Origin of the sequence: Providencia sp. PROV033 (assembly GCF_028484855.1) — a bacterium.
GTDB lineage: Bacteria > Pseudomonadota > Gammaproteobacteria > Enterobacterales > Enterobacteriaceae > Providencia > Providencia alcalifaciens.
In genome coordinates this window covers 1-22,887 of the sequence record NZ_JAMPSW010000030.1, presented here as the reverse complement: position 1 = coordinate 22,887, position 22,887 = coordinate 1, and the positions used below count along the sequence as shown (strand labels likewise).

Below are 22,887 nucleotides of genomic sequence, written 5' to 3'. Positions count from 1 at the left end.
TAGAAAGATAATAAAGCTCAGTAAGCTTTATTTTTTATTCATTACTTTCCACTTTTTTCCATTAATTTAGCCATGTGAATGGCTTCAATAATTTGAGCACGATTGAGTCTAGGATTATTACTATCAAGTAAGTTTTGCCAGATACTAATCGCCGTTGTGTAGTTGGCATTGATAAAAGCATCTGAGGCTAATAACATCAATGCGGTCACTTCATTTTTATCTAGACTTAATGCTTTGTCTATCATTTTTTGTGTGTCATTTGTAACCACTTGTCCCGCTTGGTAATACATCACGGTTGCCATTGCTGCATAGAGTTGCGCATTTTCTCCCCGATATTTGAGTGCATAGCCATAAGCGGTTAAAGCATTATCATAGCTATTTTGGTAGAGGTAATACTCACCTAAAACGGCCCAAAGTTCACTGTTTTCAGGAGATTGGCGGATATCGTCTTGTAAGCGTTTTAGCGCCTGACTCTCTTGTTCTAGAGGCGTAAATTGCTGAATAGGGTCATTTTGTCGTTGATACAGATCAAGTGTTGAATTGAATCGTGGAAATAAAAAATATCCCGCTATCATAAAGAAGATTAACATGACAAGACCGACATTACTCATCCTATTCCAATAGGGATATTGGGATATTTTTTTATTATTTATGTCTGTTAATAACTGTGTATCAGAGTGAGTCTGATTGTATCCTGTTATAAATGTAGGAACAGTATTATTTGTCTTTTTGTTATTTTTTACTGCTTTCCACAGAATAAAAATAATAACTAAGCCAGCGAATAAAGGCAGTAACCATAATAAAAGCGTGCTGGATTTTAACGGTGGGTTATATAAAACAAAGTCACCATAGCGTTCAGTCATATAGTGTTTTATTTGTGATTCGTTTTTTCCTTCTGCAACCATTTTAAATACTTGATGACGCATACTGACGGCGGTTGGCGCATTAGATTCTAATAAGTTTTGATTTTGACATTGTGGGCAGCGTAATTGTGAGGCTATGTGTAAGGATTTTTCCTGTTCTTCGCTGGAGTTAAATGCCCATGTATCTACAATTTGTGCATGCACGCTCATTGAACTGAGCAAAAGGAGCAACGTGACTATGATTTTAAGCATGTTTACGCTCCCTAAACCAGCCTATCAGTACCCCAATACACATGATAAATCCACCACCCCAAATCCACTGAATTCCTTCTTGTACATAAAAGCGCATGGCATAGCGGTCATCACCGGTTTTTTCCCCCAGAACCACATACCAAGAACGTAACCAGCCCCAGCTAATCCCAGGCTCAATCATCAGTTGCTGGCGAGCCATATACAGCCGGCGTTCCGTTATAATATCAAAGCCACTTTTTGAGTTTTGGCTGACATGGATAATGGCTTTTTCCGTGGTGTAGTTAGATTCGGCAGACAATTGTAATTCTTTAAATTGAAACTGATAACCACCGACAAAGATAGATTGCCCAACGGCAATATTTTGGCTGGTTTCTGTTTTTTGTGTGGCTGAAAGGGCGAGACCAATAGCGAACAGAATAACGCCAGTGTGCGAGACAATTGCGGGGAGTTTTTGATTCAAAATAAGAAGGGAGCGTTGACGTAATGTATGGTGGTCTTGGTGTGTGATATGGCGATATCCGAATGTCAATATCACGATAAGCACGAGCATGATTAAGCCAAAAGGCAGTAAAGCCTGATTGAAATAAGGCGCACCCACTGAAATTTTACCGAGTCCCAGTAGCCCATAAATCATTGGATACAGTGTGCCAGTGAGCACAATGCCTAAAACGGCAGTAAACACGATGAGCGTGAGTAATAAATAGATTTCTCGCGATGTTTTACGTTGGGTGTCACGAGGGGGAAATTTGGCTTTCCAGCCATAAATAAAAAGCGCCCCAAGGCTTAAGAAACTAAAGAGCAAAAACAGCGGAGCGGCACGCACATTATCGAGGGCAAAGGCGTGAACGGAGATTAAGATCCCTGAACGGACAATGAGCGTACCAAGCAGTGCCAAAATCAAGGTCATTATCGCCAGTAGCATACTCCAGTGGCGATAGCGTCCCGTCCGTCGAGTGAGCGATAAACTATGCAAGAGTGCCGTGGCAGAAAGCCAAGGGAGTAAAGAGGCATTCTCGACAGGATCCCAAAACCACCATCCTCCCCAGCCTAATTCACTGTATGCCCACCATGAACCAAGGATGATACCGCTAGTGAGTATACACCAACTAGGAACAGCAAAGCGCCAGCACAATTGAGCAATGGTCTGACTTGCGTCATCAGGTTGTTTCATTGGGGGGGCGATTAATGCGGCTAATACTAACGCGGCAACCAACATGAATCCGCTGTAACCAAGATAAAGTAGGGGAGGATGTAAAATTAGTCCCCAATGTTGCAACATGGGGTTGAGGTCGCGTCCTTCGATCGCAGGAGGAAATAAGCGTTCAAATGGATTGGAATAGAACACGACAAACAGCAATAAAGCGGTGCATATGGCGGTTAAAAGGCAGAGGGTTAAAGGAAAAAATGCACTGTTTTGGCGGCGGTAGCGCCATGCAAATAAGGTACTCCAACCTGAGAAAAATAGCACCCAAAGCAATAATGAGCCTTCGTGCCCACCCCAGACGGCAGCAATTTTGATCATCAGTGGCGATAAACTATGGCTATGCTGTGCTACATAAACAACAGAAAAATCACTGAGAACAAAGCTGGCAGTTAAACATAAAAATGCGACGAGCAAACAGGCGAACTGCAAAGAGATCCACAGCACGCCCTGAGACATTTGCCTCGGGACGTGCTGGAAAACGCCAATAAACCCCAGCAGGGTGTGATAACTGGTGATACACAGCGCCAGTAGCAAACTGATAAACCCGATTTCGGGGAGGAAAAGTTCCAAGTATCACCTTTATTTAGCTTGGTTATGCGACGGTCAATTGCCCTGCGTATAGCACAAAGAAACGCAGGAAAAATACGCCAATTAAGCTAGCGCCACTGACCACGAAAACCCGAAAGGCTTGGCTGCCTTTTTGTTGCCATTTCTTTAAGGCTAGAGGAATTATAAAGCCAATTCCCACAACACCCAGCCAGAACCACCACGTCCAAAAACCGCCACCTAACGCGGCGACTAATGAGCGTAGTTTACCGTCATCGCCTAATGCCAGCCCGACGAAGAATGCCGCTAGTAAAAATATTTCTAACCATACTACAAAACTTTCTACGCGATGCAAAAAGGCCGTTTCTGGGTTATGGATATTTTGACGGTAGCGCAGGGCGATAGCCAATAAGCTGACGGCAAGCCCCGACGAAATTCCCGAAAATAAGAAGAGTGCCGGTAGTATCGGGTTGTTTAAGAACGGATAGGATTTGAGTGCAGATAGCAAGAACCCGGTATAAGCACCCAATAAAACCGCCAAAACCAGCATAGCGATATCTAACCCGCGCATGACTCGGCTTAACCAACCTAAGACCCGAGGCAAAATGGTCAGTTTAGGTAGCCATTTTTGTTGTAATCCGATTAACTCTTGCTCATAAATTTTAGCGAGCCAAACGACGAGTACCGCCATGTAGACTTGGAATAGCATGACTCCCATAGACATTACGGAGGTTGGGCTGTAATGAAACATCAATTTCCAGAACGTCCATGGACGGGTTAGGTGAAAAATGAGGATCAATAAACCAAGAATAATGGTTGTTGGTGCTAAAACCAGCGTAGTACGCATAATTGTGCTCGTGCTGGTGGCTGAGTTAGGCACATATTGGCGCATCAAAACCGCCAGCACGACGAGGCCCGCAGAGATACCAATCAGGAAGAGGTAAACGGCGATTGGCCAGTCCCAAACTAAGGATTCAAAATGGAAAGCGGAAGCGGTTGTCATTGGCTTACCTCCCCGTATTTAAAGGGAACACGGTACATTTTCGGTTTAGTCCCTAGCGCAATTTTGAATCGATAAGTCGGTTTTTCATTGAGCATTAACGAAACCGCGCTGTTTGGGTCATCTAAATTGCCGAATACCAGTGCTTTGGTTGGGCACGCTTCCACACAAGCGGGCTGTTTTCCATTTTTGAGATTGGTTTTACGGCAAAAATCACACTTGTCGGCGGTTTTGCTAATAGGGTGAATAAATCTGACGCGATAAGGGCAGGCTGCGATACAGTATTGGCAGCCGACACAGAGGTCAGGGTTAACATCCACGATCCCCGTTGTTTTATCGATAAATGAGGCACCGGTTGGGCAAACATCGACACAAGGAGCGTGTTCACAGTGCTGGCAAGAGTGGCGGAAGAAACGATATTTGATATCGGGAAATTGACCGATTGGTTCACTGCGAATAATCGTCAATCGTGATACGCCTTCTGGAACTTGGTTGACTTCCCGACATGCATCCATGCAGGCAGTACAGCCGATACACAGTGTTTCATCGTGGATCATGCCATAACGCACCCCGTCAACCTTCATGGTATTGGCGAGGGAATGCCCCGCCACACCGCCTACCGCCGCCAGTGCGCCTGAATAGATTATGAATTGACGACGAGAACAACTCATGGCTGCTCCTTAAGGACATTGACCGCAGCGGGATTAAAGTTCGGGTTATCTCGCTGATCTGAATGGCAATCTACACAGATTTTGACCTTACCTTTATCGTTTAACTCTTTCATCATGTCTTGTTTTGGGTGCAAGTCATGGCAGCTAGCACAGGCGACTTTGGTAACGTGAACATCATGTGGCCAAAACGCTTTTTGCAGCTGTTCCGGTAGGTGGCAAGATAAACAAACGCTATTTTGCTGTTCCACGCTGTACATTGGCTCATTAAACCGCATGACATCCTTGACGCCTTCACGGTGGTTAGGACCTGGTTTGCCATGGCAATTGGTACAGGTAACCGGCAAATTATTATTCGGGTTGATGACCTCGGCATGTGTGCCATGCATGCCTTCTTTATCAGGTTTATGGCAATCTAGGCAGGCATTATCTGGGTTACGCTGTTGCGTGACCTGCCAGCGACCATTCTTGCTGGCTTCTTCAGCCATTTGTGGTGTTGCAGACGCTGATATTGCCCATAACAAGCCTGACGCCAGCACCCCAGCAGTTAATAACGAACGTAGTACGCCCATATTCACTCCATTGGTTGTCGCACCCCAGCGAACTGGGGTGGGTGGTTATTTGGCTAACAGGTCGTTTTTACGAGCCTGTGCATCCCATTCAGGCACCACAGTCTTTAAAAACTCTTGTTTGTCGGCGTTAATTTTTTGCATATCCAAGCCAATGGCTTGTTGCGCTTTCTCTTTAGTGGAGATATCAGGGATCGTAATTTCATGAGTAATGCCTTTTGAACCCAGTAAGCGCGCGAGCTTAGTTCGAGCATCTGCGGCTTTGTCCATCGCCCCACCTAACATACGTAACCCTTCATCAGGGGCATGCATGTGAATACCATGAGATGCAATAGCCAAATCCCAGCGCCACTGCGCATGACGGATATCAGCTAGGATATCTTTCATTTCTGCATCTGTTGCACCGGCATCCCAAGCGGCTTTCGCTTCAAAGTGAGCGCGTACTAACTGATCTTCCACTTTGATTTTCATCTCCTGAATCGCTTTTTTACGCTCAGCAACGATACTTTGGAGTTGCTCCTTGCTTTGTGTATGGCAGCTACTGCAGGTTTGATCAAAGTTATCGAATGGGTTGCCAATTTTATGGCTGGTGTACAGTTCACCTTTTTCGTTTTGTAATTTCGGCATGTGACAGTCAATACAAGTGACATTGTTCTTGCCGTGAATACCCGCGCTCCAAGTTTCATATTCAGGGTGTTGTGCTTTGAGCATTGGGGCTTTAGAAAGGGAGTTTGTCCAGTCAGAGAAGGCAATATTATCGTAGTACACCTCCATGTCTTCGACTTTGGTTCCGTTATCCCAAGGGAATTTCACCGCTTTGGTTTCACCTGAGAAGTAGTATTCTACGTGGCATTGACCGCATACCATGGATTGTTGGTCGAAGCGACTTGCTTTGTCGAATGGTTTTCCAATGGCTTCCATTGCGCGCTCAGCGTACGGACGGGAAAGTGTGAGTTCTGGTTTGCCTTTTGCAAACTCTGGTGAGTCTGTCTTATGGCAATCTGCACAACCGAGTACGTTAACAACTTCAGGGCCACCTTTCGCCCATTTCCCTTTAAAATAGCCATCTTCGCCATGTTCTTGAATGAGCCTTGCGACGTCAGGGCTTTTACAGCTCCAACATGCCATAGGAAGGGGACCATCTTCCGCATTTTTCGGGGCGCCAGTACGAAGTGTTTCGCGCACGTCGATGATGGCATAAGCGTGACCACGCGGTTTATTATAGTCACGAGAGAAAGGATACCCAGCCCATAGAATGACTAAGCGGGGATCTTCAGCCAGCGCATCTTCCCGTTGTGACTGCTCAGAGGTGGCTCGCCATGAATGGTATTGATCAGGGTGCGCCGCTTCAAAGGTTTCGTTTCGAGCGTTAATAGTTGATGTGGAATCTTTTGTTGGAGTTTGTGCCTGTACAGAGGTAAACAGAAATATCCCTGCAAGCACACTCAGTAGGTACAGTGCATTATTTCTTATCTTTGCCATAAGGGCCTCGAGTGTTTTTAAGCCAGCCATCCCATTAGCTGTATTTATTTTTATATTTGATAACAATCGCACTATTGCTATCAGACAATTGCCAACTTATATAATTAGCAAAAAACCACACAAAAAATATTGTCTTTGATCAATAATTAAAATGAGTTTACTTTTTAATCGATGAAAAATAATAAAAATGGGGGAAATTGAATAAATAAAAAAATATTAAATTTTATTTTTTAAGGAATATATTGATTTAACTCTCAAATAATAATGATTATTATTTACCAGTCATTATTTTTTATTATCTTAATGATATTTATAGTGAATTATTCTTGTACCAATATGATGGATAAATAAGTTGGTTAATTTTTGAATTAAAACGTGCGTAAAATCAAAAAAAGTAAATATAGTTTTTTGTAAAAGTGCTCATCATATACTACTTTAGTGGTATATATTTTCATTAATTATAAATTTGGCTATTAAAAATAAGGTTTAAATTCGCAAATCATATTTATGAAATGTTAATGAATAATTATAAAACGACCTTAAACCCGCATTTCTCGATATTTGAACTTTGTCTTCGATGTGAAACGTCAAAGAATGACTATTTTCTTCATAATAACGCCAAAAATGAGTTTACCTACTAGGTAGTATGTATTTTTGATGGTTAGCTAATTAATATTTACGATAATAATCATATAAAAAGTGCGGTTTATCAGATTCTTTTAGCAGTTTTTGGTTGGGCAATGTAAAGGAAACAAACATGGTTGATATCACCCGTCGGGGAGTTTTAACGGGGGCTTGGCGTAATGCCGCACCCGTAATTCGACCACCATGGAGTGGTAGCGAAGCACGTTTTATTGAACAGTGCACTCGTTGTAACCAGTGTATCACGAGTTGTGAAACGGCAATTTTGCAACCTGGTCCTGGTGGCTATCCCATGGTCGATTTTCAGCGTGGTGAATGCACATTCTGTTATGCATGTGCAGAGGCCTGTCCTGAGCCTATATTCCTTCCTCAAAATACCCAGCCTTGGAATATCAAGATTGCCATTGGGCAGCACTGTCTGGCGTACAAATCCATTGAATGTCGTCGCTGTGAAGACAGCTGTGAGCCTCAAGTGATTGCCTTTCGTCCATCACTGGCCGGTATTTATCAGCCAAAAATAGATATGCAGGGCTGTACAGGTTGTGGCGCTTGTGTCGCGGGATGTCCTGTATCAGCCATTACCATGGAGCATGAAGATGCACAATAACTGGCAAGTTTGCAGTTTGATTGTTCAAGTCAAAAGTGAACGCATTCCAGCGGTGACAGATGAATTACACCAAGAACCCAACTGCGAAGTGGCTATTTCCTCGCCTGAAAATGGCAAGTTAATTGTGGTTGTAGAAGGGGAAGACAGCAAAACGCTTTTAGATACTATCGATTTTATCCGTGATATCGATGGTGTATTGGATGTTTCACTGGTTTATCACCAGCAGGATGAGCAATGTGAGGAAAAAGTATGAAACTTAGTCGTCGTAGCTTTATGAAAGCCAATGCGATAGCGGCCGCTGCTGCGGCGGCAGGTGTTGGCGTACCAAGTATTGCGAAAGCAGTGGTTGGTCAGCAAGAAAGCATCAAATGGGACAAAGCACCTTGTCGCTTCTGCGGTACAGGCTGTGGGGTCTTAGTTGGAACACAAAACGGTCGTATTGTGGCGAGCCAAGGTGATCCTGAAGCGCCAGTTAACCGTGGTTTGAACTGTATTAAAGGTTACTTCTTACCAAAAATCATGTACGGAAAAGACCGTTTAACTCAACCGCTTCTGCGTATGAAAGACGGTGAGTACGATAAAAACGGTGAATTTACGCCAATTACATGGGAAAAAGCCTTCGATGTGATGGAAGAGAAGGTTAAAACGACCCTGAAAGAGAAAGGTCCTGAAGCTATCGGGATGTTTGGTTCAGGGCAATGGACTGTATGGGAAGGTTACGCCGCTTCCAAACTGTTCAAAGGTGGCTTCCGTTCAAATAACTTAGACCCGAATGCGCGTCACTGTATGGCATCTGCGGTTGTTGGCTTTATGCGTACTTTTGGTATGGATGAACCAATGGGCTGTTACGATGATATCGAACATGCCGATGCTTTTGTGCTGTGGGGTTCGAACATGGCGGAAATGCACCCAATTTTATGGTCACGCATTACCAACCGTCGTTTATCCAACCCAGATGTACGCGTTGCGGTGTTATCTACATTTAAACACCGTAGTTTTGAGCTCGCAGATAACGGTATCGTCTTTACGCCACAATCTGACTTAGTGATCCTCAACTACATCGCGAACTACATTATTCAAAATAATGCGGTGAATCAGGACTTCCTTGATAAACACGTTAACTTACGCCGTGGCGTGACTGACATTGGTTATGGCTTACGTCCAACGCACCCATTAGAGAAACAAGCCAAAAACCCTGGTTCGGATGCGTCTGATCCAATGACGTTTGAAGAGTATAAAGCGTTTGTTGCGGAATATACTCTCGATAAAACGGCAGAAATGACCGGTGTACCAAAAGACCAGTTAGAAGCGTTAGCGAAACTGTACGCAGATCCAAACGTGAAAGTGGTTTCTTACTGGACGATGGGCTTCAACCAGCATACTCGTGGTGTTTGGGCGAATAACTTAGCGTATAACCTGCACCTGCTGACAGGTAAAATTTCTCAACCAGGCTGTGGACCGTTCTCCTTAACCGGTCAACCATCAGCTTGCGGTACTGCGCGTGAAGTGGGAACGTTCTCTCACCGTCTGCCTGCTGACATGGTGGTCACTAACGAAAAACACCGTGAAAAAGTCGAAAACGTTTGGAAATTACCAGCGGGAACTATTCCTGAAAAAGTGGGATTACATGCGGTTGCTCAAGACCGTGCCTTAAAAGATGGCAAACTCAATTTCTATTGGGTGATGTGTAACAACAATATGCAGGCGGGTCCAAATATTAATGAAGAGCGCATGCCTGGTTGGCGTGACCCTCGTAACTTTATTGTGGTCTCTGACCCATACCCAACAGTCAGCGCACTGTCTGCAGACTTAATTTTACCAACAGCAATGTGGGTAGAAAAAGAAGGCGCTTACGGTAACGCAGAACGCCGTACTCAATTCTGGCGTCAACAAGTTCCTGCACCGGGTGAAGCTAAATCTGACTTAATGCAGATGGTGTTGTTCTCTCGCCGTTTTAAAGCAGAAGATGTCTGGCCGGAAGAGTTATTGGCGAAGAAACCAGAATACCGCGGTAAAACCCTGTACGACATTCTGTTTGCTAACGAGTCAGTGGCTAAATTCCCAATTACGGAATTGGCAGCAGACCAACTGAATGATGAGTCTCGTGAATTAGGTTTCTACCTGCAAAAAGGGCTGTTTGAAGAATATGCGAGCTTTGGTCGTGGCCATGGTCATGACTTAGCTGACTTTGATGCATACCACAAAGCACGCGGTATTCGTTGGCCAGTTGTGGACGGTAAAGAAACTCAGTGGCGTTATAGCGAAGGTAATGACCCTTACGTTAAAGCCGGACAAGGTTTCCAATTCTACGGTAAACCAGATGGTAAAGCGGTGATCTTTGCGCTGCCATTTGAGCCAGCGGCAGAAGCGCCAGATGAAGAGTACGATTTATGGTTATCGACTGGGCGTGTTCTTGAGCATTGGCATACCGGCAGTATGACTCGCCGTGTTCCTGAGTTGCACCGTGCTTTCCCTGAGTCCGTGGTGTTTATGAATCCATTGGATGCAAAAGCGAAAGACTTGCGTCGTGGGGATAAAGTCAAAGTGCTTTCTCGCCGTGGTGAAGTGCTTTCAACGGTGGAAACCCGTGGTCGTAACCGTCCACCAAAAGGTTTGATTTATATGGCATTCTTCGATGCATCTCAGTTAGTGAATAACCTCACTTTGGATGCAACGGATCCGTTATCGAAAGAGACGGATTATAAGAAATGTGCCGTTAAACTGGAAAAGGTGTAATTGCGTATGTCCCAGAAACCGGGTTCCCAGAATAGTCGCCGCCGTTTTTTGCGTGATGTTGCTCGCGCAGCGGGTGGACTGGCGGCTGTTGGTGTGGTACTGGGGCTTCAGCAACAAACTTCCCGAGCGAGTGGAGTCCACCTTCGCCCGCCGGGAGCTTTAGATGAAAGTGCCTTTGCAAGTGCTTGTGTGCGCTGTGGTCAATGTGTGCAGGCTTGTCCTTATGACATGTTGAAACTCGCGACATTGGCGTCAGGCATGGCAGCTGGAACACCGTATTTTGTTGCTCGTGAAAATCCTTGTGAAATGTGTGAAGACATTCCTTGTGCCAAAGTGTGCCCAAGTGGTGCCTTGGATAAGGATATTGCATCTATTAATGATGCACGCATGGGGTTGGCAGTATTACTCGATCAAGAAAACTGCTTAAATTTTCAAGGGTTACGATGTGATGTGTGTTATCGAGTTTGCCCTGTCATTGACGAAGCTATCACACTGGAACTTGAGCAAAACCATCGAACGGGTAAACATGCACGTTTCTTACCTACTGTGAACAGTAATTACTGCACTGGATGTGGTAAGTGTGAGCAAGCGTGTGTGCTCGAAGAGTCGGCAATCAAGGTATTACCGCGATCGCTAGCAAAAGGGGAATTAGGTCACCATTACCGTTTTGGTTGGCTGGAGGGAAGCAATGGCAAATCGTAAGCACGATGCCGGACGTGAGGCTCTGGCGAAAAAAGGGTGGTGGGGAAGCCATAAATGGTTGGTGCTAAGACGCACAAGCCAACTGTTAGTATTAGCCATGTTTTTAAGTGGTCCATGGTTTGGCGTGTGGATCTTGCATGGTAATTACAGTAGCAGTTTATTGCTCGACACGATCCCGCTAACGGATCCGCTAATTACTCTTGAAAGCTTAGCAAGTGGTTACTTACCGGGAATTTCTGCATTAATCGGTGCTGGGATTGTTTTCGGGGTGTATGCCCTGTTAGGAAAACGTGTTTTCTGTAGTTGGGTATGTCCTGTTAATCCGGTGACGGATGCAGCGGCATGGTTACGCCGGAAATTCGAATTCAACCAATCCGCTACTATCCCTCGTTACATTCGCTATGTTTTGCTGGGTGTTATTTTACTGGGTTCAGCATTAACTGGAACGTTACTATGGGAATGGATTAACCCCGTTTCTTTGATGGGTCGCAGCCTGATTTTTGGTTTTGGCAGTGGCGCTTTAGTTTTAATTGCACTGTTTCTATTTGATTTATTGGTCGTGGAACACGGTTGGTGTGGTCATTTATGCCCGCTAGGCGCGCTGTATGGTGTGGCTGGCTGTAAAGGGGCTTTAGTGGTGACCGCCCACAAAAAAGAGCAGTGTAATCGCTGCATGGACTGTTTCCACGTTTGCCCTGAACCGCAAGTTTTGCGCGTTCCGGTTCTTGATAAACAAGCCCCAGCGCAGATCACAGCGAAAGACTGCACGACTTGTGGTCGCTGTATTGATGTTTGTTCTGAGGACGTTTTTAAAATAACACTAAAATGGAGTTCGGGAGCTAAATCATGAAAAACCCTGTCCTGAAAAGAACTTTAAGCCGTTGGATAGCAGGCATGGCCGTTGTCGTGAGCAGTTTTGCTTGGTCGGCTAATGGAGTCGATCTGTCTCAATCACCAGAAGTATCAGGTACACCAGAAAGCGGCATTCATATTCCTAAAGAGCAGGAAAAGATGGCGCTGAACTACGTTAACCAGCCACCTATGATCCCTCATAGTGTTGAAGGGTATCAAATTACCACTAACACTAACCGTTGTTTACAATGCCACGGTGTTGAAAACTATCGCACTACAGGTGCACCACGTATTAGCCCAACTCACTTTATGGATGCATCTGGTAAAGTGTTAGGCGAAGTGGCTCCGAATCGTTATTTCTGCTTACAGTGTCATGTTCCTCAATCCGATACTGCGCCGATTATCGATAATACCTTTACCCCATCTAAAGGCTTTGGGAAATAAGGGGCAGACATGACAAATAAAAGTGATAAACCGGGATTCATCCGCCGGATTTGGCAATGGTGGTGGCGCCCAAGCCGCTTAGCATTGGGAACGTTGTTGATTATCGGTTTCGTCGGTGGGGTTATTTTCTGGGGCGGTTTTAACACCGGAATGGAAAAAGCCAACACAGAAGAGTTCTGTATTAGCTGCCATGAAATGCGTGAGAACGTCTATGAAGAGTATATGGATACCATCCACTATACGAACCGTAGTGGTGTGAGAGCAACATGTCCTGATTGCCACGTACCGCACGAATTTGTGCCTAAAATGGTAAGAAAAATCAAAGCCAGTAAAGAGTTATACGGTAAGATTTTTGGCGTGATTGATACACCTCAAAAATTTGAGGCTCACCGTTTAGAGATGGCACAGAACGAATGGCGACGGATGAAGGATAATAATTCCCAAGAATGTCGTAATTGCCATAACTTCGATTATATGGACTTCACCGCTCAAAAAAGCGTGGCAGCAAAAATGCATGACCAAGCTTTAAAAGACGGAAAAACCTGTATTGATTGCCATAAGGGTATTGCGCATAAACTACCGGATATGCGAGAAGTCGAACCTGGCTTCTAGAAAATAGGCTAGTTGGTCATTTGGCTAACTAGCCTAAGTTGTATTTGTGATAAATCAATAAAATTACGTGGTTTTTGTGTATTGTAGCTAATATTAGAGCACAGCATTTTTGCGAGACAAATCGGGGCTATTAAACTATGTGGAAAAAGCTTCACCAATTAGCGATTCCAATGAACCTATATCGATTATGTGGGCGGCTTGCTCCATGGTTTATTGTGTTAAGTGTGATCTTTCTGGCTGTCGGCTGGGTTTGGGGCTTTGGTTTTGCACCGACCGACAAAACACAGAGTGATAGCTACCGGATCATGTATATTCACGTCCCTGCTGCAATGTGGTCAATGGGCATTTATGCCACAATGGCGATTACTGCCTTTGTGGGGCTTGTGTGGCAGATGAAAATTTCGGAGTTAGCGATTGCCGCCATGGCACCTGTTGGTGCTGTATTTACCTTTATCGCATTAGTCACGGGAGCCACATGGGGAAAACCGATGTGGGGGGCTTGGTGGGTATGGGATGCACGCTTGACGTCTGAATTGATCTTATTATTTCTCTATGTCGGGGTGATTGCCTTATGGCATGCCTTTGATGATCGCCGTACCGCGGGGAAAGCGGCGGCAATTTTAGTGTTAATTGGCGTGATTAATTTACCGATTATTCACTACTCCGTGGAATGGTGGCAAACGTTGCATCAACCTTCTACGCGTATGCAAGAAAGCATTAATCCTGCGATGCGTACACCATTGCGTTTAGCTATTTTAGGATATTTATTCCTGTTTATTTCATTAACGCTAATTCGTTTGCGTAGCCAACTGTTAATATTAGAACGAAATCGACCTTGGGTACTGGAATTGGTCATGAAGCGAGGAAACCACCATGAATAGTGCTTTTGCCTCTTGGGGAGATTTCATCGCCATGGGGGGTTATGGATTTTATGTCTGGTTAGCCGTTGCGTTAACCCTTTTGCCGTTAGTGGCGCTGTGTATCCATACCTATATTCAACGAAAAATGATTTTTAACGCAATTGTTCAGCAACAAGCGCGTGAAGCAAGACAAAAAGCCGCCAGAGCGCGCAGGGAGGGGATGTGAATATTCGTCGCCGTAACCGATTGTGGTTAGTATCATCGATTATTTTAGGTGTTGGGCTTACATTTTCATTGGTGTTATACGCTTTAAGTTCCAGTATTGACCTGTTTTATACTCCAGGCGAAGTGATTTATGGTAAACGGGAAACCCATAAGGTACCTGAAGTTGGGCAGCGTTTGCGGGTTGGTGGCATGGTGATGCCAGGCTCTGTTGTGCGTGATCCTGATTCCCTGAAAGTGACTTTTACTGTGTATGATGCAGAAGCTGAAATTGATGTGAGCTATGACGGTATCTTGCCTGACTTATTTAAGGAAGGACAAGGCGTCGTTGTTCAAGGCGAGTTAGAGCCGAATAACCATGTGATGGCGAAAGAAGTGTTAGCGAAACACGATGAAAACTATACGCCGCCAGAGGTTGAGCAAGCTATGCAAGAAAACCATAAACGTCCTGCTGCAATGTATAAGGACAATGCATCATGATCCCAGAGATTGGTAATATCCTGCTGTGTTTATCATTAGGGATCGCCGTATTACTTTCTTTTTATCCATTATGGGGGGTGTCACGTAATGATACCCGCTTAATGGCAGCATCTAGACCATTAGCATGGTTGCTATTTCTTTGTCTCGCAGGGGCATTTTTAGTTCTGGTTAATGCCTTTGTGGTGAATGACTTCTCTGTCACTTATGTGGCTAATAACTCCAACACGCAATTGCCAATTTGGTATCGAGTCGCTGCCACATGGGGTGCCCATGAAGGATCTCTGCTGCTATGGGTATTATTAATGAGCGGCTGGACATTCGCGGTGGCGCTGTGCAGTTACCGTATGCCTCTCGATATTGTGGCGCGAGTGCTGGCCATTATGGGGATGGTTAGTGTCGGTTTCTTACTATTCATTATTTTTACCTCAAACCCATTTTCGCGGACGTTACCCGCATTCCCAATAGAAGGGCGTGACTTAAATCCTCTGTTGCAAGATCCTGGGTTAATTTTCCATCCTCCGCTACTGTATATGGGATATGTCGGCTTCTCAGTGGCCTTTGCCTTTGCGATAGCAGCGTTACTCAGCGGGCGTTTAGATAGCTCTTTTACGCGTTTTGCTCGCCCTTGGACATTAGCCGCATGGTTCTTCTTAACGCTGGGTATTATGTTGGGCTCCGCATGGGCCTATTACGAATTAGGCTGGGGGGGCTGGTGGTTCTGGGATCCGGTAGAGAACGCCTCATTCATGCCATGGTTAGTCGGTACGGCTTTGATTCACTCATTGTCAGTGACAGAGCAGAGAGCCACTTTTAAAGCGTGGTCATTGTTACTGTCAATCTTTGCCTTCTCCCTCTGTTTACTCGGCACGTTCTTAGTCCGCTCAGGCGTCTTGGTCTCGGTGCATGCCTTCGCTTCCGATCCTGCTCGTGGGTTGTTTATTCTCGCCTTTATGGTGCTAGTGATTGGCGGTTCGCTATTAGTATTCGCGATACGGGGTCATAAAGTGCGTTCTAAGGTCAATAACGCATTATGGTCTCGGGAGTCCCTGCTACTGGGAAATAACGTGATTCTAACAGCAGCAATGCTGGTGGTGTTGTTAGGGACGTTACTGCCGTTGGTCCATAAGCAAATTGGCTTGGGGACGATTTCGATTGGTGAGCCGTTCTTCAACACTATGTTTATCGCGTTAATGGTGCCATTTGCCTTGTTATTAGGTATTGGACCACTAGTACGTTGGGGGCGTGACCGCCCAGCGGCTATCCGTAAATTGTTGATAATTGCATTAGTGCTTACGCTAATTCTCTCTTTCCTGCTGCCTTGGTTAATGCAAGACAGAGTGGAAGCGCTGACAGTATTGGGCTTGATGATGGCATGCTGGATTGTGATTTTGGCTTTTGCCGAAATGAAAGTGCGCATCAGTAAAAAAATCAAATTGACTTCCAGTTATTGGGGAATGGTTCTGGCACACCTTGGTTTGGCAGTGACCATCGTGGGTATCGCCTTTAGTCAAAATTACAGTATTGAACGTGATGTGAAAATGAAGCCGGACGATAGCATTGCTATTCGTGCATATACCTTCGTATTCAACGGGGTACATGAAGCGGATGGTCCAAACTACCAAGGCGTGATTGGTACCATCACCGTAAAAGAAAATGACAAAGTGCTGACGACATTACACCCAGAGAAACGTTTTTACAGCACTAGCCGTGCAGTGATGACGGAAGCGGCTATCGATGGTGGCTTTACTCGTGACCTGTATGCAGCGCTGGGGGAAGAGATTTCTCCGAATGTGTGGACATTACGCTTGTACTATAAACCATTTGTTCGTTGGATTTGGTCTGGTGGCGTGCTAATGGCAGTGGGCGCATTGTGTTGCCTGTTTGATCCGCGTTATCGTCGTCGCAAGTTACAAGGGGAATCTGTATGAATCGCAAAGTATTTTTAATTCCTTTTGTTATTTTTGCGGCGATTGCTGCCGTGCTGTTGTGGCAATTGGTGCGTAATGCAGAAGGGGATGACCCTCGTTTGCTAGAATCGGCTTTAATTGGCAAACCCGTGCCAGTGTTCCGTTTGGAGTCTTTGGAGAATCCGGGGCAAGAATATGACACAAAAGCCCTTATTCAAGGACAGCCAATTTTATTGAACGTTTGGGCGACATGGTGCCCAACGTGCCGTGCTGAGCACCAGTATTTGAACCAACTAGCATCACAGGGTATTCGTGTTGTGGGATTAAATTACAAAGATGATCGCCAAAAGGCCATTGTTTGGCTGCGTGAATTGGGTAACCCTTACGCGCTAAGTTTATTCGATGGGCAAGGTATGCTTGGGCTTGATTTGGGTGTGTACGGTGCGCCAGAGACCTTTTTAATTGATGGGCAAGGCATTATTCGTTATCGCCATGCTGGCGCGGTTGATGAGCGCGTTTGGCAAAACGAATTGAAGCCATTGTGGGACCGTTATAGCAAGGAGGCAACTCAATGAAATATGTGATTGCCTTGATGATGTGGGCGCTCAGCGCAGGTGTAAGCTTGGCTTCCACGGAAGTTTTCACATTTGAAAATGAGCAGCAAGAGCAGCAATTTCGTAAATTGACGGAAGAGCTACGTTGCCCAAAATGCCAAAATAACAGTATTGCTGATTCCAACTCCATGATAGCCCTCGACTTGCGCCAGAAAGTGTATGAGCTGATGCAAGAGGGGAAAAGCCGCGATGAAATCGTCGATTATATGGTGGCGAGATATGGTTATTTCGTGACGTATAACCCGCCATTAACGCCGCTAACCGTGGTGTTATGGGGAATGCCATTTGTGGCTATCGCGGTTGGGGGATGGTTGATTTACGCCCGTTCTAAAAAACGTGTCAGAGCCAGCCAAGTCGCTCAAGAGGATGATGACGAGCTGCTGCCAGAAGCGAGTCGTGTGAGTGCTTGGGTGTATGTCCCCGGCATCGTGATTGCGTTGGGTGTGGCAGGAGCCGCATATTACCAAGTCGGCAACTACAGTAAGGTTAAAGATTGGAATATCGCTTACCAGCAAGCACCAGCGCTGTTAGATAGAGCGTTAAATGCCAATGAGCTTCCCCTGAATAATGAAGAAATGGAGCGTTTGGCTCTTGGGCTGCGTACGCGTTTACAGGAAGACCCGCAAAATATTGAAGGGTGGGTGATGTTAGGGCGTATCGGGATGGTGCTAGGTAATGCTACCATGGCAACCGATGCTTATGGTCGTGCTTATCGTTTATCACCAGACGATGATGCCGTAGCGCTTGGTTATGCTGAGGTATTAACCCGTTCTTCTGATCAAAGTGATAACCAAGAAGGCAATGAATTGCTCAAAAAGCTGATTGCTAAAAACCGGACTAACGTCAAAGCGTTGAGCTTGTTTGCTTTCAATGCATTTGAGCAAGCACGTTACCCTGAAGCGATTTCCGCTTGGCAAATGATGTTAAAGCTACTGCCTGAAAATGATCAGCGCCGAGGCATTATTGAGAAAAGTATCGAGCAATCTTTAATGATGTTGCATGAGAAGAAAGATGCGCCAGAAGGAAAGTAATGAATAACGTGGGCATCGATGATTAACGATGTTCAATGTTTGGTCAGATCGAGAAATGCCAATCAGTGATACGGGTTGGCATTTTTCTTTAGGGTGTAATACGGATATGGCTGCGATCTGTGGGGCAGGATGCTTCATGACAGGGTGGGCATTGTATGTGGACGGTGGTGTGTCGGTAAGTAAATAACGAGTTGGATGACACATAGATAAAAACTAACGGATGCTTAGAGGGCAGTTCTTAACTCGGTGAAGTTAGTTTTTTCATATGAATTGAGAGCTCTGTTTCGCCTTAACAATAATGGCAAAAAATAATAACAATAGACCTCCAATTAAGATACAATCTGCGCCCATCTATTGGTTGTGAAATACCGGAAAACCGTTGCATTTACGTCACGTTATTCGACAATTTGCCGCTTATCTTGCTTTACTCGCTATTGCGATGTTATTTGTTGCACCATTGATTTCAAAATCAATGTCACAGATGAACAGTTGCACGGTGAGGCAGGGGGAAATGGCCGAGCATTCGATGCATCAGCATCATGAAATGCCGTTGTCTGAAGGTTGTGAAGACAGTGGTGCAATGAATCACATGCTGATGACGGGGGGCGGGCAATCACCTATGGAAGATATTGCTTGTGGTTATTGCCAGTTATTAGTTCACTTCCCATTTTTAGTTCTATTTGTTGCTGCGATAATTCGCCAATTAGCGACACTCACCATCTTTATTCCTTTCGAACGTTGTATCCAATTACGACTTTTTCGTCCGTGGTCATTACATTTAGCTCGTGCTCCACCTACTGCTTATTAATTTTTCATTTCTTTATTTAACGTAATTTAAAACTGCTTTTGCTTTCAATGCATAAAGTCACGTTACCGATCCTGAAATTTGAGCTTCATTTTCAGGAGGTTAAGCTATTGCCAAAAAATAGCTAATGATGACGTGTACATTGAATTAAAAGCGGCCAGAAACAGATAAAAATAGGCAAAAAATGAACTCAATGAATTATAAATTTTCACCTGTCGCAGTATTGGTGGTCACGGCTATCACTTCCACATCGACTTTTGCAAAAGAAGAAGAGAAACAATCGTCTATCAGTAATAGTTCTGTGATGATTGTGACTGCGCCTGTGGATTCACCCTTAATGATTTCAACCTCGCCAAAAACACCAAGACAACCCGTACCTGCGAGTGATGGTTCTGACTATTTGAAAACTATCCCCGGCTTTTCTCAAATTCGTAATGGTGGCACGAATGGTGATCCTGTTTTCCGAGGTATGTTTGGCTCTCGCCTTAAAATTATGACAAATGACAGTGAAATGTTGGGTGCGTGTCCTTCTCGTATGGATGCACCTACATCCTATATTTCTCCAGAAAACTTCGATTTGCTAACCATGGTGAAAGGACCACAAACAGTTTTATGGGGACCTGGAAACTCTGCAGGTACGGTGCGCTTTGAACGTGAAAAACCTATTTTTACAGCGGCGGGGATTCAAGGTAATGCCAGTGCGTTAACCGCATCAAACCACCGTTGGGATGGCAACGCGGATATTAGCTTTGGAAATGAAAAGGGTTATGTACGTCTGATTGGCAATAAATCTCGTTCTGATGACTATAAGGATGGCAATGGGGATAAAGTGCCATCGAAATGGGATAAATGGAACGCAGATGTCGCCGTGGGTTGGACTCCTGATGAGTATACGCTACTCGAACTTTCTGCAGGGAAAGGCGATGGTGAAGCCCGCTATGCAGGGCGTGGAATGGATGGCTCCCAATTTAAACGCGAAAGCTTAGGGCTGCGTTTTGAAAAGAGCAACATTGGTGATGTGCTCGATAAAGTCGAAGGGAATGTCTATTACAACTACGCAGACCATATTATGGATAACTATTCATTACGTAGCCCAACAAGTGGTATGGGTTCAGGTGGTGGACACATGGGAGGTGGGCATGGCGGTCATGGAATGATGATGAACATGCCAATGAAAATGCGTGTTGATCGTGAAACCATGGGAGGCCGTGTGATGGGGACGTGGTTGTGGAGCGACTATGAACTGCGTGCTGGCGCTGACATGCAAACCAATAAGCACCGAAAAAATAACAATAATCGCTGGAAAAAAGACGCTGAATTCCAAGACTATGGTCTCTTTAGTGAGGTGACTTGGGTCGCGAGTGAGCAAGGTAAAGTGATCGGGGGTGGGCGTTTAGAACGAGTGCTGGTTGATAATTATACTGGAGTGGGCTCTTCAGGTCGTAATACCGTTATGCCAGCAGGTTTTGTTCGTTATGAGCATGCCTTACCGAAGACCCCGGTGATGTTGTATGCTGGCGTGGGATATACGGAAAGATTCCCTGATTATTGGGAGCTCTTCTCACCTAAAATGGGACCCAATGGTGACAAAAATGTTTTTGATAACGTCAAAACAGAAAAAACAACTCAGCTAGATATCGGCGCTAAATACAGTGATGAGAAAGCTAATGCATGGGTCTCTGCTTATATAGGTCGTGTGGATGACTTTATTTTATTCCGTTATAGTCCAACAAACGCCAGAATGAGCCAAGTCGAGAACGTTAATGCCATGATCATGGGTGGTGAGATGGGCGTGGCTTACCAATTGAGTGATGAATGGAAAGCGGACGCTAGCCTTGCATACTCATGGGGGAGAAATAGAACGGATGGGCGTGCGTTGCCTCAAATGCCACCTTTGGAAAGCCGGTTAGGTTTAACATGGGAAAAGGGGGATTGGACGACGACTGGGTTAGTTCGTATGGTTAGCCGTCAGGATCGAGTTGCAATCAATGAAGGTAACGTCGTCGGTAAAGACTTTAGTGAAAGTGCTGGGTTCACCGTCTTTTCGATGAATGCAGCATATCGTATCAATGAAAATATGAAATTAAGCACAGGTGTCGATAATCTCTTTGATAAAACCTACAGCGAGCATTTGAACTTGGCGGGAAATAGTGGGTTTGGGTACTCATCCAATAGCCCTGTTAATGAGCCAGGTAGAACGTTCTGGGGGAAATTAAACGTGACGTTCTAATCGACTTAGTGATGCATCATTAAATTAACAACCCGTGTAAAAACGGGTTGTTAGTCAAATAGATTATGATTTTCTATACGATAACAGGAATATAGTAATTAAGTTCTTGGATGTAATCATGAGGGTGGCTAACAAAGTCCTCATAAGTCGGCGCTGATTTTAACGCATAGTGTTCAATATCAGCCCCTAAACCTCGGGCGATGTCCATTTCTGCCAGCACTTTTCCATAAACAGTATAGATAATGTCATTGTAGTCAGTACCTTGAAGGCTGCCTTTAAATTTAATCTGCAAGTAATTCCCTGCGGGAACCATGAGTTTTTTAGTCAATGGCGGTATGACTTCAAGAGCATTTTCTTCAAATGCCGTGGAATAGAGAAAGCGACCTTCTTCATCAGAAGTTGTGTCAACGCCATGGATAGCATATAAATTTTGGGCTACAAGCTTATTTTTATCTAAAAAGTTTTTCCAATACTGACGTCGTAATTCCTCAGTTTTTAAATTCCATTCATTAATACCTTGAGTATAACGATGAGTCATACCAACTAAATGAATGTCTTTTAACTCAACCAATTGCACATGGGCTTCAAGTTCTTTACTTTCACGTAATGGCAGCCGAAAACCTTCGATATGCCAGCCTGTTCGTTTTCGGTACTCTGAGGGAGTTACGCCAAACTGCTTTTTAAATGCGCGGCAAAAGGTTTGTTGTGAGTCAAAGCGATAGCGAAGTGAAATATCCATGATGCTATCGTTAGTTAAACGTAGAGCTACTGCGGAGCAAGATAAACGACGGGCACGAATGTAGGCACCTAATGCGAGACCTGTTTGGGTTTTAAATAATCGTTGAAAGTGCCATTTAGTGTACCCAGATTTATCAGCAACAGTATCGAGAGAGAGTCGCGACTCTAAATTTTGTTCGATCCAGAGAATGATTTCCCTGATAACACTTTCTTGTAGCATGGTTACCTTTCCAGTCACTTTTGCAACAGGCGTTATTTTAAGCGCCAAATCTGAGCATTAAATTTAGATAAAAATCATCGTAATTGTATGTAGGATAGCATGTTTACTGACAACTTTTTTATAAACAATGTGAAGTTAGGTAAGTTTTAATTACAGAAGAGCCCACTAAATGCAGGGAAAGTTGGCTTATTAAACTGACAGCAGACTTAAGACTATGCTGAATTTTTGATTGCACATAACGCATTTTTTGTTAAATCAGTTGTTATGCAAAGAAAAGAATATTCACATACAGAGAACAAAAGTGGTTAAATCATAAATAAAATTAAACTAAATATTCAAAAGGTTACTCGATTCAGGATGTGAGTAAGAAATTCAATTATTATTCATCAATATGCATTTTTTTAAGAATTCTTTGATTAATGTTGAAAGGTTAAGTAAATGATAAAAGTTTATTCTGATAGTGATAGAGGGTTTAGTCGGTTATTATTATTCTATTACTTATGGTTTAAGTAAATATGTCATTACTTGATGATTTAAATATAAGAGCACATTTAAGTGTATAAACGTAATCTGTCATTATTGGAAAAAAGTGAAGATAATC

Annotated in this window: 23 protein-coding genes; 16 read left to right on the top strand and 7 right to left on the bottom strand. The window is 44.3% G+C overall.

The genetic code is table 11. The features are described 5' to 3' along the window. Positions 1 to 41: 41 nt before the first annotated feature. From nrfF to nrfA, 6 genes are read right to left on the bottom strand one after another with little or no spacing between them, the layout of a single operon-like run. Entirely contained in the window at positions 42 to 1,115 is a 1,074-nt protein-coding gene (gene nrfF, locus PSF16_RS07510) for a heme lyase NrfEFG subunit NrfF (RefSeq protein WP_036975191.1), read from the bottom strand. After that, positions 1,108 to 2,889 (bottom strand): heme lyase CcmF/NrfE family subunit, encoded by a 1,782-nt coding sequence (locus PSF16_RS07505; RefSeq protein ID WP_272689056.1) that lies wholly within the window; start codon positions 2,887 to 2,889, stop codon positions 1,108 to 1,110. Before PSF16_RS07505 ends, nrfF begins: the two co-directional genes overlap by 8 nt. A 22-nt stretch (positions 2,890 to 2,911) precedes the next feature. Further along, positions 2,912 to 3,868, bottom strand: a complete 957-nt coding sequence (gene nrfD, locus PSF16_RS07500; RefSeq protein ID WP_006660690.1) for a cytochrome c nitrite reductase subunit NrfD — start codon at positions 3,866 to 3,868, stop codon at positions 2,912 to 2,914. After that, complete coding sequence (gene nrfC, locus PSF16_RS07495; RefSeq protein WP_006660691.1) at positions 3,865 to 4,536, bottom strand: cytochrome c nitrite reductase Fe-S protein; 672 nt, start codon at positions 4,534 to 4,536, stop codon at positions 3,865 to 3,867. The genes nrfD and nrfC overlap by 4 nt, the downstream gene beginning before the upstream one ends. Then, entirely contained in the window at positions 4,533 to 5,105 is a 573-nt protein-coding gene (gene nrfB / locus PSF16_RS07490) for a cytochrome c nitrite reductase pentaheme subunit (protein ID WP_006661112.1), read from the bottom strand. The genes nrfC and nrfB overlap by 4 nt, the downstream gene beginning before the upstream one ends. 45 nt (positions 5,106 to 5,150) lie before the next feature. Next, entirely contained in the window at positions 5,151 to 6,584 is a 1,434-nt protein-coding gene (gene nrfA, locus PSF16_RS07485; RefSeq protein WP_272689055.1) for an ammonia-forming nitrite reductase cytochrome c552 subunit, read from the bottom strand. Between the two features lie 757 nt (positions 6,585 to 7,341). Between nrfA and napF the strand changes: the two genes are divergently transcribed. The 16 genes from napF (at position 7,342) to PSF16_RS07405 (ending at position 21,328) form a co-directional block, all read left to right on the top strand. Beyond that, on the top strand, positions 7,342 to 7,833 hold the full coding sequence (napF, locus tag PSF16_RS07480) for a ferredoxin-type protein NapF (protein ID WP_272689054.1): 492 nt from the start codon (positions 7,342 to 7,344) through the stop codon (positions 7,831 to 7,833). Then, positions 7,823 to 8,086 carry a chaperone NapD gene (gene napD, locus PSF16_RS07475; RefSeq protein WP_036952105.1) on the top strand — a complete coding sequence of 88 codons (264 nt, stop codon included), beginning with the start codon at positions 7,823 to 7,825 and terminating at the stop codon, positions 8,084 to 8,086. The genes napF and napD overlap by 11 nt, the downstream gene beginning before the upstream one ends. After that, positions 8,083 to 10,569, top strand: a complete 2,487-nt coding sequence (gene napA / locus PSF16_RS07470; protein WP_006660696.1) for a nitrate reductase catalytic subunit NapA — start codon at positions 8,083 to 8,085, stop codon at positions 10,567 to 10,569. Before napD ends, napA begins: the two co-directional genes overlap by 4 nt. Positions 10,570 to 10,575: 6 nt before the next feature. Continuing rightward, complete coding sequence (gene napG, locus PSF16_RS07465) at positions 10,576 to 11,271, top strand: ferredoxin-type protein NapG (protein ID WP_006661116.1); 696 nt, start codon at positions 10,576 to 10,578, stop codon at positions 11,269 to 11,271. Next, positions 11,258 to 12,121, top strand: a complete 864-nt coding sequence (napH, locus tag PSF16_RS07460; RefSeq protein WP_006660698.1) for a quinol dehydrogenase ferredoxin subunit NapH — start codon at positions 11,258 to 11,260, stop codon at positions 12,119 to 12,121. Before napG ends, napH begins: the two co-directional genes overlap by 14 nt. Then, the gene (napB, locus tag PSF16_RS07455; RefSeq protein ID WP_006661117.1) at positions 12,118 to 12,567 is read left to right on the top strand and encodes a nitrate reductase cytochrome c-type subunit; all 450 of its coding nucleotides are present in this window, start codon (positions 12,118 to 12,120) and stop codon (positions 12,565 to 12,567) included. The genes napH and napB overlap by 4 nt, the downstream gene beginning before the upstream one ends. A 9-nt stretch (positions 12,568 to 12,576) precedes the next feature. Then, a complete protein-coding gene (gene napC / locus PSF16_RS07450; protein ID WP_006660700.1) occupies positions 12,577 to 13,179 on the top strand; it encodes a cytochrome c-type protein NapC in 603 nt (200 codons plus the stop codon). Positions 13,180 to 13,316: 137 nt separating this feature from the next. After that, positions 13,317 to 14,060, top strand: a complete 744-nt coding sequence (locus PSF16_RS07445; protein ID WP_006660701.1) for a heme ABC transporter permease — start codon at positions 13,317 to 13,319, stop codon at positions 14,058 to 14,060. After that, positions 14,053 to 14,265 (top strand): heme exporter protein CcmD, encoded by a 213-nt coding sequence (ccmD, locus tag PSF16_RS07440; RefSeq protein ID WP_006661118.1) that lies wholly within the window; start codon positions 14,053 to 14,055, stop codon positions 14,263 to 14,265. Before PSF16_RS07445 ends, ccmD begins: the two co-directional genes overlap by 8 nt. Beyond that, positions 14,262 to 14,741 carry a cytochrome c maturation protein CcmE gene (gene ccmE, locus PSF16_RS07435; protein ID WP_006661119.1) on the top strand — a complete coding sequence of 160 codons (480 nt, stop codon included), beginning with the start codon at positions 14,262 to 14,264 and terminating at the stop codon, positions 14,739 to 14,741. The genes ccmD and ccmE overlap by 4 nt, the downstream gene beginning before the upstream one ends. Further along, positions 14,738 to 16,669, top strand: a complete 1,932-nt coding sequence (locus PSF16_RS07430) for a heme lyase CcmF/NrfE family subunit (RefSeq protein WP_006660705.1) — start codon at positions 14,738 to 14,740, stop codon at positions 16,667 to 16,669. The genes ccmE and PSF16_RS07430 overlap by 4 nt, the downstream gene beginning before the upstream one ends. After that, positions 16,666 to 17,223 (top strand): thiol:disulfide interchange protein DsbE, encoded by a 558-nt coding sequence (dsbE, locus tag PSF16_RS07425; RefSeq protein ID WP_006660706.1) that lies wholly within the window; start codon positions 16,666 to 16,668, stop codon positions 17,221 to 17,223. The genes PSF16_RS07430 and dsbE overlap by 4 nt, the downstream gene beginning before the upstream one ends. Next, positions 17,220 to 18,293 carry a cytochrome c-type biogenesis protein CcmH gene (locus tag PSF16_RS07420; protein ID WP_272689053.1) on the top strand — a complete coding sequence of 358 codons (1,074 nt, stop codon included), beginning with the start codon at positions 17,220 to 17,222 and terminating at the stop codon, positions 18,291 to 18,293. The genes dsbE and PSF16_RS07420 overlap by 4 nt, the downstream gene beginning before the upstream one ends. A gap of 28 nt (positions 18,294 to 18,321) precedes the next feature. Beyond that, positions 18,322 to 18,480, top strand: coding sequence for a hypothetical protein (locus PSF16_RS07415; protein ID WP_272689052.1), 159 nt, complete (start codon positions 18,322 to 18,324; stop codon positions 18,478 to 18,480). Between the two features lie 192 nt (positions 18,481 to 18,672). Continuing rightward, the gene (locus tag PSF16_RS07410) at positions 18,673 to 19,101 is read left to right on the top strand and encodes a DUF2946 domain-containing protein (RefSeq protein ID WP_006661120.1); all 429 of its coding nucleotides are present in this window, start codon (positions 18,673 to 18,675) and stop codon (positions 19,099 to 19,101) included. Positions 19,102 to 19,282: 181 nt separating this feature from the next. Then, a complete protein-coding gene (locus PSF16_RS07405) occupies positions 19,283 to 21,328 on the top strand; it encodes a TonB-dependent copper receptor (protein WP_272689051.1) in 2,046 nt (681 codons plus the stop codon). A 73-nt stretch (positions 21,329 to 21,401) separates the two neighbouring features. Here PSF16_RS07405 and PSF16_RS07400 read toward each other — a convergent pair whose 3' ends face one another. After that, on the bottom strand, positions 21,402 to 22,286 hold the full coding sequence (locus PSF16_RS07400) for a helix-turn-helix domain-containing protein (protein ID WP_039862368.1): 885 nt from the start codon (positions 22,284 to 22,286) through the stop codon (positions 21,402 to 21,404). Positions 22,287 to 22,887: the final 601 nt, after the last annotated feature.

Bases quoted from the DNA above. Each gene is read 5' to 3' on its own strand.
- nrfF (WP_036975191.1), bottom strand. From the start codon at position 1,115: ATGCTTAAAATCATAGTCACGTTGCTCCTTTTGCTCAGTTCAATGAGC.
- nrfD (WP_006660690.1), bottom strand. From the start codon at position 3,868: ATGACAACCGCTTCCGCTTTCCATTTTGAATCCTTAGTTTGGGACTGG.
- nrfC (WP_006660691.1), bottom strand. From the start codon at position 4,536: ATGAGTTGTTCTCGTCGTCAATTCATAATCTATTCAGGCGCACTGGCG.
- nrfB (WP_006661112.1), bottom strand. From the start codon at position 5,105: ATGGGCGTACTACGTTCGTTATTAACTGCTGGGGTGCTGGCGTCAGGC.
- nrfA (WP_272689055.1), bottom strand. From the start codon at position 6,584: ATGGCAAAGATAAGAAATAATGCACTGTACCTACTGAGTGTGCTTGCA.
- napF (WP_272689054.1), top strand. From the start codon at position 7,342: ATGGTTGATATCACCCGTCGGGGAGTTTTAACGGGGGCTTGGCGTAAT.
- napD (WP_036952105.1), top strand. From the start codon at position 7,823: ATGCACAATAACTGGCAAGTTTGCAGTTTGATTGTTCAAGTCAAAAGT.
- napA (WP_006660696.1), top strand. From the start codon at position 8,083: ATGAAACTTAGTCGTCGTAGCTTTATGAAAGCCAATGCGATAGCGGCC.
- napG (WP_006661116.1), top strand. From the start codon at position 10,576: ATGTCCCAGAAACCGGGTTCCCAGAATAGTCGCCGCCGTTTTTTGCGT.
- napH (WP_006660698.1), top strand. From the start codon at position 11,258: ATGGCAAATCGTAAGCACGATGCCGGACGTGAGGCTCTGGCGAAAAAA.
- napB (WP_006661117.1), top strand. From the start codon at position 12,118: ATGAAAAACCCTGTCCTGAAAAGAACTTTAAGCCGTTGGATAGCAGGC.
- napC (WP_006660700.1), top strand. From the start codon at position 12,577: ATGACAAATAAAAGTGATAAACCGGGATTCATCCGCCGGATTTGGCAA.
- PSF16_RS07445 (WP_006660701.1), top strand. From the start codon at position 13,317: ATGTGGAAAAAGCTTCACCAATTAGCGATTCCAATGAACCTATATCGA.
- ccmD (WP_006661118.1), top strand. From the start codon at position 14,053: ATGAATAGTGCTTTTGCCTCTTGGGGAGATTTCATCGCCATGGGGGGT.
- PSF16_RS07430 (WP_006660705.1), top strand. From the start codon at position 14,738: ATGATCCCAGAGATTGGTAATATCCTGCTGTGTTTATCATTAGGGATC.
- dsbE (WP_006660706.1), top strand. From the start codon at position 16,666: ATGAATCGCAAAGTATTTTTAATTCCTTTTGTTATTTTTGCGGCGATT.
- PSF16_RS07420 (WP_272689053.1), top strand. From the start codon at position 17,220: ATGAAATATGTGATTGCCTTGATGATGTGGGCGCTCAGCGCAGGTGTA.
- PSF16_RS07415 (WP_272689052.1), top strand. From the start codon at position 18,322: ATGTTCAATGTTTGGTCAGATCGAGAAATGCCAATCAGTGATACGGGT.
- PSF16_RS07405 (WP_272689051.1), top strand. From the start codon at position 19,283: ATGAACTCAATGAATTATAAATTTTCACCTGTCGCAGTATTGGTGGTC.
- PSF16_RS07400 (WP_039862368.1), bottom strand. From the start codon at position 22,286: ATGCTACAAGAAAGTGTTATCAGGGAAATCATTCTCTGGATCGAACAA.